General features: G+C 26.7%; 13 protein-coding genes. 7 read left to right on the top strand and 6 right to left on the bottom strand.

Annotated elements, in window-relative coordinates; all coding sequences use genetic code 11:
- Positions 1-160 precede the first annotated feature (160 nt).
- From KGF41_RS12300 to KGF41_RS12280, 5 genes are all read left to right on the top strand, one after another.
- A complete protein-coding gene (locus KGF41_RS12300; protein WP_227829709.1) occupies positions 161-841 on the top strand; it encodes a response regulator transcription factor in 681 nt (226 codons plus the stop codon).
- A gap of 88 nt (positions 842-929) precedes the next feature.
- Positions 930-2,318, top strand: coding sequence for a sensor histidine kinase (locus tag KGF41_RS12295; protein WP_227854697.1), 1,389 nt, complete (start codon positions 930-932; stop codon positions 2,316-2,318).
- 197 nt (positions 2,319-2,515) lie between these two features.
- Positions 2,516-3,391, top strand: a complete 876-nt coding sequence (locus KGF41_RS12290) for an ATP-binding cassette domain-containing protein (RefSeq protein ID WP_227829707.1) — start codon at positions 2,516-2,518, stop codon at positions 3,389-3,391.
- Entirely contained in the window at positions 3,391-5,634 is a 2,244-nt protein-coding gene (locus KGF41_RS12285; RefSeq protein ID WP_227829706.1) for a M1 family aminopeptidase, read from the top strand. The genes KGF41_RS12290 and KGF41_RS12285 overlap by 1 nt, the downstream gene beginning before the upstream one ends.
- A complete protein-coding gene (locus KGF41_RS12280) occupies positions 5,627-6,361 on the top strand; it encodes a hypothetical protein (protein WP_227856699.1) in 735 nt (244 codons plus the stop codon). Before KGF41_RS12285 ends, KGF41_RS12280 begins: the two co-directional genes overlap by 8 nt.
- A 245-nt stretch (positions 6,362-6,606) precedes the next feature.
- Here KGF41_RS12280 and KGF41_RS12275 read toward each other — a convergent pair whose 3' ends face one another.
- Together KGF41_RS12275 and KGF41_RS12270 are read right to left on the bottom strand one after the other, a co-directional pair.
- Positions 6,607-7,884 carry an amidohydrolase family protein gene (locus KGF41_RS12275; RefSeq protein WP_227829704.1) on the bottom strand — a complete coding sequence of 426 codons (1,278 nt, stop codon included), beginning with the start codon at positions 7,882-7,884 and terminating at the stop codon, positions 6,607-6,609.
- Positions 7,885-8,353: 469 nt separating this feature from the next.
- Positions 8,354-8,692 carry a TIGR04076 family protein gene (locus tag KGF41_RS12270; protein ID WP_227829703.1) on the bottom strand — a complete coding sequence of 113 codons (339 nt, stop codon included), beginning with the start codon at positions 8,690-8,692 and terminating at the stop codon, positions 8,354-8,356.
- 133 nt (positions 8,693-8,825) lie between these two features.
- Between KGF41_RS12270 and KGF41_RS12265 the strand changes: the two genes are divergently transcribed.
- Entirely contained in the window at positions 8,826-8,984 is a 159-nt protein-coding gene (locus KGF41_RS12265) for a hypothetical protein (protein WP_227850431.1), read from the top strand.
- Positions 8,985-9,477: 493 nt separating this feature from the next.
- Here the strand turns inward: KGF41_RS12265 and KGF41_RS12260 are convergent, their stop codons facing one another.
- Complete coding sequence (locus tag KGF41_RS12260; RefSeq protein WP_227433148.1) at positions 9,478-9,654, bottom strand: hypothetical protein; 177 nt, start codon at positions 9,652-9,654, stop codon at positions 9,478-9,480.
- A 744-nt stretch (positions 9,655-10,398) separates the two neighbouring features.
- Positions 10,399-10,647 carry a hypothetical protein gene (locus tag KGF41_RS12255; RefSeq protein ID WP_227829701.1) on the bottom strand — a complete coding sequence of 83 codons (249 nt, stop codon included), beginning with the start codon at positions 10,645-10,647 and terminating at the stop codon, positions 10,399-10,401.
- A 471-nt stretch (positions 10,648-11,118) separates the two neighbouring features.
- Here KGF41_RS12255 and KGF41_RS12250 point away from each other — a divergent pair, with 471 nt between their 5' ends.
- Positions 11,119-11,370 carry a hypothetical protein gene (locus tag KGF41_RS12250; protein ID WP_227841787.1) on the top strand — a complete coding sequence of 84 codons (252 nt, stop codon included), beginning with the start codon at positions 11,119-11,121 and terminating at the stop codon, positions 11,368-11,370.
- A gap of 189 nt (positions 11,371-11,559) precedes the next feature.
- Here the strand turns inward: KGF41_RS12250 and KGF41_RS12245 are convergent, their stop codons facing one another.
- Both KGF41_RS12245 and KGF41_RS12240 read right to left on the bottom strand, forming a co-directional pair.
- Positions 11,560-12,180, bottom strand: coding sequence for a flavodoxin family protein (locus KGF41_RS12245; RefSeq protein WP_227856698.1), 621 nt, complete (start codon positions 12,178-12,180; stop codon positions 11,560-11,562).
- Between the two features lie 21 nt (positions 12,181-12,201).
- Positions 12,202-12,750 carry a flavodoxin family protein gene (locus KGF41_RS12240; protein ID WP_227856697.1) on the bottom strand — a complete coding sequence of 183 codons (549 nt, stop codon included), beginning with the start codon at positions 12,748-12,750 and terminating at the stop codon, positions 12,202-12,204.
- Positions 12,751-12,914 lie beyond the last annotated feature (164 nt).

Raw genomic sequence — 12,914 nt, 5'->3', positions numbered from 1 at the left:
GAAATATTATATTGAACTGACAATTTTACCAATATATAATAGGAGAGGAGTTTATGAGAATTGCCTTATGCTACACATTAAAAACATAAAGATAATGTATAATCTAAATATATATAAATATACAACCTAAAGTTTATAGTTATAGAAAGAGGGGATAAACTTGTCAAAGAGAATATTGGTCATAGAAGACGATATAGATATCCAAAATATAATAAAAACATTTTTAGAAAATGCAGGTTATATCATTATAACAGCAAATGATGGTCTTGATGGGATTGAGAAGTTTAAAAGACAACAATTTGATTTGATTTTATTGGATATTTTGATGCCAAAGATAGACGGTTTTGTAGTTTGTGAAATGATAAGAAATGAATCTAATATTCCAATTATTATACTTACAGCATTGGATGAAGAAACAGACCAAGTAAAAGGATTTGAATTAAAAGTGGATGATTATATTACAAAGCCCTTTTCTACAATTGTTCTTCTAAAAAGAGTAGAGGCAGTATTAAGAAGAATCGGTGACAAAGAAGAAAATCATGAAGATAGGGAATTTTTATTATATAGAGATATCAATATTGATGTTGAAGGATATAAAGTTTTTGTTAATGGTAAAAAGATTGAATTGACTGCTAGAGAATTTGAAGTTCTAAAAGAATTAATAGAACACAAGGGTCGTGTACTTACTAGAGAAAATTTAATAAATAGTCTGTGGAAGTATGATTTTTTAGGAGATGAAAGGGTTGTAGATACACATATAAAAAATCTTAGAAAAAAACTTGATGTGGATTACATAGAAACAATAAGAGGGGTAGGATATAGGATTGATGTATTGGATTAAGAAAAGTCTAAATAGAAAAGTTTTTTTAAGTACAACCTTGATACTTATTTTGTCCTGTACGCTAATTTATATATTTATCATGATGTCAATGCCCAAAACATATAAATCATACCTAACCGATGATATCAAAAAAAATCTTGATGAATTTGTTAAAGTTATTGAGAATACTAAATATGAGGATTCAGCACCTAAATTTTATGATTTTATAATTGAAAATAATGTGTCTATTGATTTAGTGAAAAATGGAAAATTAGTAGAAATACCATCTAATATAAAGTATGGTAAATTAGGTGATGAAAATATTATATCAAATAAGAAGCAAAAAGCTATATTCAATGAAGATAATTTTTTATATAAGTACTTAAATAATAATCAAATTTCGGGAAGTAGCTATGTAAGTGCTATATCCACTGAGATTACATTTAAAGATAGTTCAGATAAATATATTCTCTCTGTTGTACCAAAATTGATGGTAGTTGATGAAGCTTCTATAATTTTATTAAAATTGATACCAGTAGTCGCAATAATGATTTTGATAATATCACTAGTTACTGCATTTATTTATTCCAGAGTAATTACAAAACCTGTTGTCAAGATAAGTAACACCTCAAAAAAAATTGCACAGATGAATTTAGATGTTAGATGTGATGTAGAAAGTCACGATGAAATAGGTTCTCTTGCTTTAAGTTTAAATGAACTTGCACATAATTTATCAATTACACTTAATAATCTTGAACATGCAAATTCAAAGCTTCAAGAAGATATTGAAAAGGAAAGAAAGAACGAAATAAGTAGAAGAGCTTTTTTTGCAGCGGTATCTCATGAGCTAAAAACGCCAATTACGATTATAAAAGGTCAACTTGAAGGCATGATATATAATATTGGCATGTATAAGGATAGAGATACTTATTTAAGACATTCACTTAAGGTAATGGAAAGCATGGAAGAAATGGTACGTGAAATTCTTGATATTTCTCGTATGGAGTCATCTGGATTTAAATTAAATACAGTAGAAATCAATATGAGTTCATTAATACAAAAATCAATACAAAATTACTTAATATTAGCAGAAAATAAGAATATAGATATTCTTAGTGATATAGAAAAAAATTTATACTCTTTTGTAGATATAAAATTGATGAAAAAAGCTATTTCTAATATTATTAACAATTCAATTAAGCACTCAAAAAACGGTGCTTTGGTAAATATAAAATTGTATAAGAATAATGAATGTGGAGTTTTTGAGGTTGAGAATTCAAATACATTTATAGAAGAATCTGAGATAGAAAATATTTTTAATCCTTTTTATCGTGTAGATAAGTCACGAAGTAGACAATCTGGCGGAAGTGGTTTAGGATTGTATATTATTAAAATTATATTTGATATGCACAAGGTTAAATATAAAATTGAAAATACATCAGTGGGTGTAAAATTTACAGCTATATTTCCTATCGCATTAAAAAATACATTGCAGTAAATATTTTATAAATAAAATAACCCTATACTAAAATTTTAAAGTTAAATTTTAGTATAGGGTTATTTTGAGTATAAACATGTATTTAAAAAGTATTTAGGTGCCATATAAAAAACAAGGTAAGAACATATTAACTACATACTTCATTTATATAATAAAAAATGTAATAAGAAACTAAAAATATGAAAGGTGAGTGAAATATGAAAATCGATGTTAAAAATTTAAATATGACTTATAAAGCAGGGAAGGAAGCACTAAAAAATATAAATATGAGTCTTGAAAGTCCAAATTTTATAGGCTTATTGGGTCCAAATGGAGCAGGAAAAAGCACTTTAATGAAGCTACTAACTTCAAGAATATTACAAACTTCAGGTCAGATTTTAGTAAATGGGAAACCTCTTCAACAGTGTGAGACAGAGTTAAAAAGTAAATTAGGATATTTACCACAAGAATTTGGATTATATGATGAATTGACAGTGTATCAATTCCTCGAATATATGTCAATTTTAAAAGGTATTAATAAAAACACAAAAAAGATAATAGAAGAAGTTATTAATCAGACCAATTTATTAGAAAAAAGAAACTCAAAAATTAAAACCCTGTCAGGGGGACAAAAACAGAGAGTAGGTATAGCCCAAGCAATAATGGGAAATCCAGGACTATTAATACTGGATGAACCTACAGTTGGATTAGACCCTGAGGAGAGAATAAACTTCCGTAACTTATTTTCAAAAAATTCAAGAGATAAAATTGTAATATTGTCGACACATATTATAGAGGATGTTCAGTCAGTATGTAATAGACTAATCGTGATAAATAAAGGAAATGTACTGTTTGATGGAAGCTCAGAAGAGTTAATTAAAAAAGCACAAGGACATGTTGGTATTTATGAAGATAAAAATGGAGAAATACATAAAAATGGAAAAAGCAAATTTAAAGTTACATCAAGTATTCTTACCACAACAGGAACTTCATATCGTATTGTAAGTCATAAACTTCCAGATTTTGCAATATCTGTAGAACCATCCCTAGAGGATGCATATATGTTTTTAATATCTGAGGAGGAGATAAAGTAATGCAATCAATTAAATTTATCAAAGATGAGATAAAGAGGCTTTTTAGTTCAAAGATTACATGGACTTTCATATTAGTAATAGCATTGATACCAGGTTTATCAATAATAATGTATGAAATGCCTGAATTATTACTACAAAGTAATTTAGGACAAGAGCTTAGTTTGAGTGTACCTGTTTTACTTAATCCAGCAAAACTAGGGGCTTTAATAGGCACAGTCTTATTTTCGATGTTTACAATATATGAGATGGATAATGTCTACAGAAACAAAACTAATGGGATTATAGAAACTATCATGGATGCCAAAAGTTTAAATCTAGCTAAGGTAATTTCTATTCTTGTATCAGCTATAGTATCTGTAATAATTTCAATGATTATCTGTCTACCATACTCTATCATTAAGATGAGTGAGGATTTTAGTTTAAATATTTATCTGATAAATTACTTAGTTTTAATGTTACCAGCTATATTATTTGGTATTTTACTTTCAGCTGGATTTTACTCTATAACAAGACGCATTGATTTAAGTATAATTATGTTACTTATACTAATATTTTTATCTATAAATGTAAAAGATAGTTATCTTATTGATTGGGTACAGACAAAGGTAACTATTTACTCTTCTAGTTTTGGAAATGCCTTGCAATTAAGAGCTTTATATTGGAATAGACTGCTTTGGAGTTTCGTGTCAATATCAACTTATTTAATGGGTGTAATATGCACAAGAAAATATGAAAAAAATATCTTTTCATCTATGATGTTTAATATGAAGAAAGTATCAATATCAATTTTAACTGTAGTGTTAATTGCTAGTTCTTATAGTATATATGCATTAGAACCGTATTATGATGATAGTCCTCCAACTAAAATGGAGAATGTAGTAGATAAGAAATCTGGTTCAGGTGTAGTTATGGCTACTAAAGAGGATGAAAAGTTAAATAAGGATATAAAATTAATTGATTCAAATCTTGATATAAAAATAAATCCTAAGAAGGCAAGCTTGGATGGGAAAATAGAATATACTATGGAAAATAATAGTGGTAAAGAACAAAAATTGAAATTTGATTTAAATCCTGGATACAATGTTAAAGATATCAAGATAAATGGTAAAAAAGCTAAATTTGATATCTCTAAAAAGAAGCAACCAGAAGGACGAATTAGTTTAGATACAACTAAAGAAAAAAATCTTAAAATTGAAATTGAGTATGGAGGTAAATTAATAAATAATCAATTGCTAGAAGAAATTCTTTCAGGATATATAATAAGTGAAGAGAATATTAAGATAGTTGGTAGCTCAATATACCCAGAACCTAAAATTGATGTTATGAATACAATGGAATCAATGATTCACGGTAACATCACTTTACCTACAGGTATAACACCTGTAATAAGTGGAATAAGTACAGAAAAGCTAAAAGTTGATAAAAAGAATAATGAATGTACATGGAAATTCAATACACAAGGAACTAAATTAACTATAATAGCTGCGGACTATGTAAAAAAAGATATACAAGCAGGTGGGATTAAGGTACAGTTTTATTATAATAGAAAGAATGAAGACAAGATAAACAAAATGAATGCAGAGAAAATTATAAAAGATTCTATTGCTTTTTATATGAAGCAATATGGAGAATTAGAGCGTTATAAAGTTATTCCACTTAAGTTAGTAGAAGGAGGAGCTACATCAAGCATTGGGACTGGAGGAAAAGCATATGAGAATATAAGTTATATGGATGAAAGTATTTTCAACCCAGGTGTATTTGAAAATAGTATAGGAGAAGGTAGTAATGGGGCTGAAGTTTTGGCACATGAAATATGTCATCAATGGTGGGGAATTATAGTACAAGTTGATCCAATGGTATCACCTTGGTCAGCAGAAGGTATAACAAATTATGCGACTAATAAGTTTATGGAGTATGAATATGGAAAAGAGTATAGTAAAAAAACTATAGATAATTGGAAAAAAGAAAATGATAAACTTAATAGGAATTTCTATATGAATAATCCACAATATCTAGAAAAGTTACCTGAGAACTATGTATTCAATATTTTATCACCTAATTCTATGAGACTTCTTTACAACAAAATGCCACTACAACTTTTAAAGGCGGAAGAGATTTTAGGTCAAGATAAATTTGAAACTATTCTCAAAAGTTTATATGATAAATACAAGTACAATATATTAAAATATGATGATTTCTTAAAAGCTTGTAATCTTACAGGGGAGGAATTGAATCTTGAATAATTTAAAAATAATGAAATATGAAATGAAGAGACTATTATTTTCTAAGGTGTATTTAGTTTTACTATTAATAACAGGATGGTTCTCCTACAATGTTCTTAAGACAAAAACAATCTATGGTTTAAATGATACAGCACCATTTTCAGAGTGGAGCTATTCAAGTTTTTTACTTGATGTAAATCCATTTTTACTAGTTATAGTTCTTATGTTTTGTACATATATATTTTCAAAAAAAGAAGAAGCAGTAAGGACAATTACTATGACAACTAAGATAAAGCCTACAACATATTTTTGCTTAAAAAGTATTACAATAGCAGTTGGATATCTTCTAACAGTTGCAATTGTAATTGCGATAAGTTTTATTTTTTACAATAGAGTATTTCAATTCAATAACTTTGGTCAGTTTGTACAGCCTATATTTCTTATTTTAATACCATCTGTATTATTTGTATTAGGGATGGGTATGTTTATTGGTAATATAAATGGAAATTTACTATATATTTTTATTCCAATAATATTTCTTATAACAAATTCTGGTGCACTATCTATTATATCTGGTAAGAGTCTAGTAAACTCTATACTGGAGAGTAAAGTTGCATATATGATGGGGAATCTTGCATTTAATATTCCACAGGGATTTGTAATCAGTAGAATATCACTTGGAGTTATAGGTATACTCTTAATAGTTAGTGTATGTAAAGCATACAACAAAAGTAAAAATAAAGTTTAAAAATGCTTACAAAGAAAAAATTGATTAGTTCTATAAAATCATAATTATTTTTTTAATATTTGGATGTATATAGATAATCTAAGATGTGAATAGGGGATTATATTAAGGGAAATATGATATAATTACTAAAGTTATAAATAGATTAAAGAAAAAGAGTATATTTTAACCTATAGTTTTTTAGGTTCAAAATATACTCTTTTACTAGTTATATAAATTAAACAAATTCTATATAATCAAAATTTTTATTATAATTCTATATTAGGTTCTTCAATTAATTTTCCACATACATATCTATGAATGATATTTCTGTCATCACCAACATATATAAATCTTTCAAGTCTTTCAGGTATAGAATAATTGTCATGATTTAAATCTGAATCATCAATAATTAATGCATCAAAATCGTAGTCTTCTTCAAAACTACCAACATTTCCAAAAAAACTTCCTCCACCTTTAGTTGCAATATAAAAGGCTTCAGATAAAGATAGAAAATTGCATTTCTTATTAGAATTTACCCAGTATAATTTTGATAACTGTATTGCAGATACTATTGCCTTAAATATTGATAGTGTATGGCCACCACTTATATCAGAACCAAGGGCTAGTTTAATATTATTATCAAGTAATTTTCTAATAGGCATAGCTCCACTACCAACATTAAAATTAGAAGCAGGACAATGAACAGCCATAACCTCATTTTCTTTCATTAAATCTATTTCTTCTTGAGAGCAGTGAATACAATGAGCCATTAATGTAGGGGTTTGACCAAATAAATTGTATCTATTATAGGCATCTCCATAAAATTTAGATTCAGGTTCTAAACTTTTAACCCATTCAATTTCATCATGATTTTCAGATAAATGTGATTGTATAGGAACATTATATTTTAAACATAAATCGCCTAATTCTTTTAAAAGTTTACTTGTACAACTAGGTATAAATCTAGGCGTTATAATTGGTTTTACAATAGAATTTATGTCATTGTATTTGCTTATTATTTCTTCTGTATCGTTGATAGAATCCTCCGTATTTTCTAGTAGAGTGTCAGGACAATTCATGTTCATATTTACTTTACCAACATATGCTCCAAGACCAACCTCTTTAAAAATATCCATAAGTTTCATAGAAGCTTTTTTATGTACTGTTGCAAATACAGCTATTCTAGTAGTACCTGCTTTCCAGACTTCTTTTACAAATTTTTTATACATCTTTGTAGCATATTCTATATCTATATACTTTGATTCTTCTGGGAATGTATAAGTTTCAAGCCATGGTATAAGTTCTTTATCCATAGCCATGCCTAAATTTCTAAATTGGGGTGCATGACAATGAAGGTCGTTCATACCAGGTATTATAAGTTTATCAGTGTAGTCTATGATTTCTAAATTTTTATATTCTTTAGGGATATCTTTAAAGACACCTTTTACTTTGCCCTTGTTTAGTATAATGTAGCTATTTTCAAATACTGTAAAAGTATCTGAGGTCTTTGTAAAAATTATATTTCCTTTTATTGCTTTTAACATATAGCTCTCCTTAGTTTTAAATTTGTTAACTTTAATATATAAGTAATATATAGGCTTTATTGATTAAAATTTTACCATATGTATTATATCAAATCTGAGTTATAAATACTATTAAATAATAGTAAATAGTAGTGAAATACATTTATTTAGTAGTATTTAAGACCAGACATATAATTGACATTAAAGAAAAAAATGTCATCAATTAACATAAAACTGAGCTGTTATCTAAAGAGAGTATTGATTATATATTTAACCCAAAATAGTAACAATGTATTATGGTCTGCTTGGATAGGGTTCTATAATAACAATAGAAGCAGTAGTAAATTTTACAGAGAACCATTCTACTGTCTGCTGAAATATTTGTTCTTCATTTATTGTAGCATTAAGGTTATAAGGAATTTATTGATTAAGTAAATAATTGTGAGTGTTCTATGTAATGCATTAAAACATACAATATTGTAAATATTATCTATCTTATAGGTTTATATTCCATTTTAGATTCTTCATCAGTTCTCTCAATTTTAAAAATGACAGGACGAATTCCATCATTACAGGAGCATATAGCCACTCCTTCTTTATCTATCCAATCTCCATAGTAAAATTTTTCACTACCATGAGATAAAGCAAATACATATTGATACATTGCTTTCCATGCTTCATCACATAATTTTTCAGGTTTAGCAAAATCTCCAAAAAATACTTCCCCTACTTCATGCATAGGACATTTCCCAATACCTTTACATCCATACTCATCTGCTAAGTCTTTGTGGAATGTTGTTTTTATCACTTCTATTTTACATTTTTTCATGAAAGTCATCTCCTCATATTTTTTAACTTTTATTTATATAAGTATATGTACTATTTTATATTTAAACAAGTACTTACTTTTAAGTAAGGTACTAACGTTTAGGATAGTAGTTTTATTACATAATGGTGATTAAATGAGTATGAAAAACTACAATATATCTGATTTAACTAATATAACTTCTACACCATTTGGATATACTCTTTCAATTATTGGAGGGAAGTGGAAAATTATTATATATTCACTTTCAAAAAAGGGATTGTCATTAATTCCTATTTTAGAGGAAATGTTGTAAATGGGATGAAAATAAAAAAATAAAAAATATATAAATAAAATGATTGTTTTTCTTGAATTTTTTATATAAATATGGAAATTTGTCTAGTTATACGTTTTTATTGACCAGTTACGCAATTGATATTGAATATTCTAAATATTGATGTTACTTTATATATGATTTAAGTGTACTAGGGGGATATTTTATAAATATGATTTGCGTTATAGATAGATAAAATTTGAAGTAGTAAAAACTTAGATTCATATTTGATGAGATTGTAGAATCTGTGTATAGAATGATTCATGTGTTTCAAGAGAATATAAAAGGTGTAATTTGTATTAGTTGTTTTGTTTTATAGTATACACTTTTTAATTGTATAATGAAAAAGTAAAGATGTACTCCCAATACATCTTTACTTTAAAAGAAGTTATAGTTACTTACAAAGTATAAAAAATTATATAGTTATTTAAGGTAGAAAATCTAAAAAGGTTTTTCTAGAAAATGAAACTTAATTTTAATTATATCTACTTACTAACAATAAAACTTGATATAAACAAGATTCAACTACAGTTTCTCCATATTCTGATATAAAATCATCTAATTGTGTATCTATAAAATTACAATAATCATATGAACTACTGATATAAGCAGTTAATATATGTGTACATCTGTCTATTTCTCCAATAAACATATTATCCATCCCCCTAAAAACTTTAGTAAAAATAAAAAAATTATATATGTGCTAACTTGCTAACATAACTTACAAAGAATTTTTTAGTACTTATCACTATAACTTTTATTACTAAATTTTTCTAGTTTTACCAATTTAGTTTTTATTCTACAAGTTAATAATACTAGAATATGATTTATTATTCAACATGCTTGTTTTAGATTAAAAAATATTATAAAATTATATTTATTTTTTGAAGAATAAACTACAACAATAAACTGACAAGGTTTACATGGGTGCATTGACTTAAAGGCTTATATATTCGAATTAATTAAATTTAAAGTAGAGAATAAACATAAAAAAGTATTCAGTGATATATTATTAAAATGAATGTAAGAATAAATAAAGTGAGATGTTGGAATATTAAAATCAACAATAAGATAAAAAATAAAATTTACTGTTACTGTTAGTAAGAACTTTAAAAGAGATATTTTGAAGAGGATGTAAAAATTAATTGATTTACTTATAGATATTTAAAAGATATAAAGAACTTGTAGATAGTTCTTTATATCTTTTTTATTATGCTAAAAAATTTTAAGATACAACAAAAAAGATAAGACTATACCTATAGCATATATATATTCTTTTATAAAAATAAATAAAACAAATGCAATTAAATTCGGTTAAACCTTAATTATTTATATGTAATATCCTGATTATCAATAATAAAATTTCTTTATTAAATATAAAATGCAATTTAAATCACTATTTGATAATTTTTCCACAATATGGGCAATAAGTGATATCCTTTACAAGTTCCATTCTTGAATTTAAATAATGATTACAATTTGGGCAACGATAAAATTTCCAATCAATAAAAATACCAACAAGTACAAAAATAATTGATATTATATAATTTTCTATAAAAAAGATAAATGCTGCTCCAATAACAAACATAGCCATAGATGTTAAGAAGATTATTTTTAATTTGGTATAAATATTTATACTTTTCATACAATCACCAACTTATTTTAGATTTAATCTTATTAATAAAAGTATAGCAAGTTTATTATAAAAAATGTAAACTAAAAAATTACAATAAAAATAAGTAGCGAATAAAACTAAACACATAATTTAAATAATTTAAGTTTTATTTAAGGTTAGAATTATATTGATATAAGATTTAAGTTTTATTATGTATATAGATAAAAAGCAATTAAAAATATTATCTCTATTTGCACACAATCAAAATCAAATTTTTAGTATAGTCATCTATACTTATTTAAGCTGTCTAATATTGAATAAGAGTGTTTATTTTGAGGGTTATATACGATGTTTGTATATAGCCCTTTTTATATTGTCATTTATTATTAAGTATTAAAACAATATAAATTATTTAAAGCGTAAGAGCAGGAGGGTTGTATTAAAGTACAATACTTACTGCTTTTTTTATTTTAATTATAAAAAGAGAGGAAAATTTATATCATGAAAAGAATAGAAGAAGATTTAACTACTGGTAATGTGTTTACAAAGTTAGTAAAACTTAGTATACCATTATTTTTCATAAATTTATTGCAATCATTTTATAATATTGTAGACATGATTGTTGTTGGTCAAGTAGTAGGAAGTACTGTGTTTGTATTTGGATACAATTCAATTTGTTCTATTCTTAGGGGACTTGGAGAGACTAAACAAGCACATATTTCCAGCGATTATTGGGGTAGTCTATTTTTATAAAAGAAAATGGAAAGGTATAGCTGAGCATGTCAGAAATTAATCGTTTTAAACAGATGAAATAATAAACTAGTGGTTTTGATATAAATAAAATCAAAACCACTAGCTAGCTATTACACTGTTTTATATGAGCTATTCTATTTAGTAAGCATGACTTTAATCTTAAATTAACAATTAATAAAACTCAATTATTTATTGTATAAAGTTAGTCATAACTTTTTCTTCATATTGAGGGTCTTTGACTCCTGTTTTTTGCCCAGCTGAAATACACTTAAGGAGCCATGCCATGTTTTCACCTAAAGTTCTCATAGTTTGTAATCCCTCTTTATCTTTCATAACGTCCTCTGGTGTAAAACCATGCACCTGATTCCAGTATTGTGATGATACAATAGGCATATTACTAATTGAGAAATATTTATTTAGTTGGTCAAATGTTGCAGTTGCTCCACCACGTCGACATGATACAACTGATGCACCAAGTTTCTTTGCCATTTTACTTCCAGCTGAAAAAAATAAGCGGTCAAGAAATGAAGTTAGTTGTCCACTTGCACCAGAAAAATATACAGGAGAACCAACAATAATGCCATCAATATTATCTAGTTCTTTCGCTAACTCATTGACCTTATCATTCCAAGTACATTTGCCAGTTTGAAAGCAGGATGAGCAAGCGATACAACCTGGTATTGGCTTTTTACCTAAATACAATATTTCGGTTTCAATATCATGCTTATTTAATGTTTTAGCAACTTCATTTAATGCTGTATAAGTACATCCGTATTGGTTTGGGCTACCATTTATTAATAAAACTTTCATTAGAAATTCCTCCAGTAAACTTTATTTAATAGACATTCCAAGGGTCTTTGCTTTTTCTAAAATAGGTTTTCCATGAATATCTCCAATTTGCATGACACCACCAGCTAAGACCTCGCCTAAATTTTCCCATCCTAAATGTTTGATTAATCCGTTATAATACTGTATAGTTTCATCAAAATCATGTCCTTCTGCTACCATTAGCAAAATACAGTCTTTTTTGGGATTGTTGTAGTTGGGGTCAATTTCTGCTACAGCAAATAAACGGTCAAATGCGCACTTAAGTTGTCCACTGATACTCCAGTAATAGAGTGGAGACGCAAGTACAACGATGTCTGCTTCTTTATAGTATGGATAGATTTTATCCATATCATCTTTTTGAACGCATGGACTTTCAGTATCTTTGCCACCACCGAAACAGCCCATACAAGGGTGTATATTCATTTGTTGAAGATTAAAACTTTTAACTGTATTTTCAGATTCTTCAGCACCTGACACAAATGAATCTATAAGTACAGATGTATTTCCATTTGTTCTTGGACTTCCGTTTAAAACAATAATTTTTTTGTCCATTTAAAACACCTCCTATTATTAAATTTATCAGTGATATGAAACTACATTTGTTAGAAGTTTTTTATAACTTGAATTGAAGAGTAATTGAATTAAAAATTTGACAATATGCTAAAGTACTAGGATTTAAGCAAGATTTATATGTATTATAGCAAATTGACTTTTAA

This window comes from Clostridioides sp. ZZV14-6150, from assembly GCF_020657875.1.
Classification (GTDB): Bacteria; Bacillota; Clostridia; order Peptostreptococcales; family Peptostreptococcaceae; genus Clostridioides.
The sequence above is the reverse complement of the archived record's forward strand: the minus strand, read 5'-3'. Positions and strand labels throughout refer to the sequence as shown.

Bases quoted from the DNA above. Each gene is read 5' to 3' on its own strand.
- KGF41_RS12295 (WP_227854697.1), top strand. From the start codon at position 930: ATGCCCAAAACATATAAATCATACCTAACCGATGATATCAAAAAAAAT.
- KGF41_RS12290 (WP_227829707.1), top strand. From the start codon at position 2,516: ATGAAAATCGATGTTAAAAATTTAAATATGACTTATAAAGCAGGGAAG.
- KGF41_RS12285 (WP_227829706.1), top strand. From the start codon at position 3,391: ATGCAATCAATTAAATTTATCAAAGATGAGATAAAGAGGCTTTTTAGT.
- KGF41_RS12275 (WP_227829704.1), bottom strand. From the start codon at position 7,884: ATGTTAAAAGCAATAAAAGGAAATATAATTTTTACAAAGACCTCAGAT.
- KGF41_RS12270 (WP_227829703.1), bottom strand. From the start codon at position 8,692: ATGAAAAAATGTAAAATAGAAGTGATAAAAACAACATTCCACAAAGAC.
- KGF41_RS12265 (WP_227850431.1), top strand. From the start codon at position 8,826: ATGAGTATGAAAAACTACAATATATCTGATTTAACTAATATAACTTCT.
- KGF41_RS12260 (WP_227433148.1), bottom strand. From the start codon at position 9,654: ATGTTTATTGGAGAAATAGACAGATGTACACATATATTAACTGCTTAT.
- KGF41_RS12255 (WP_227829701.1), bottom strand. From the start codon at position 10,647: ATGAAAAGTATAAATATTTATACCAAATTAAAAATAATCTTCTTAACA.
- KGF41_RS12250 (WP_227841787.1), top strand. From the start codon at position 11,119: ATGAAAAGAATAGAAGAAGATTTAACTACTGGTAATGTGTTTACAAAG.
- KGF41_RS12245 (WP_227856698.1), bottom strand. From the start codon at position 12,180: ATGAAAGTTTTATTAATAAATGGTAGCCCAAACCAATACGGATGTACT.
- KGF41_RS12240 (WP_227856697.1), bottom strand. From the start codon at position 12,750: ATGGACAAAAAAATTATTGTTTTAAACGGAAGTCCAAGAACAAATGGA.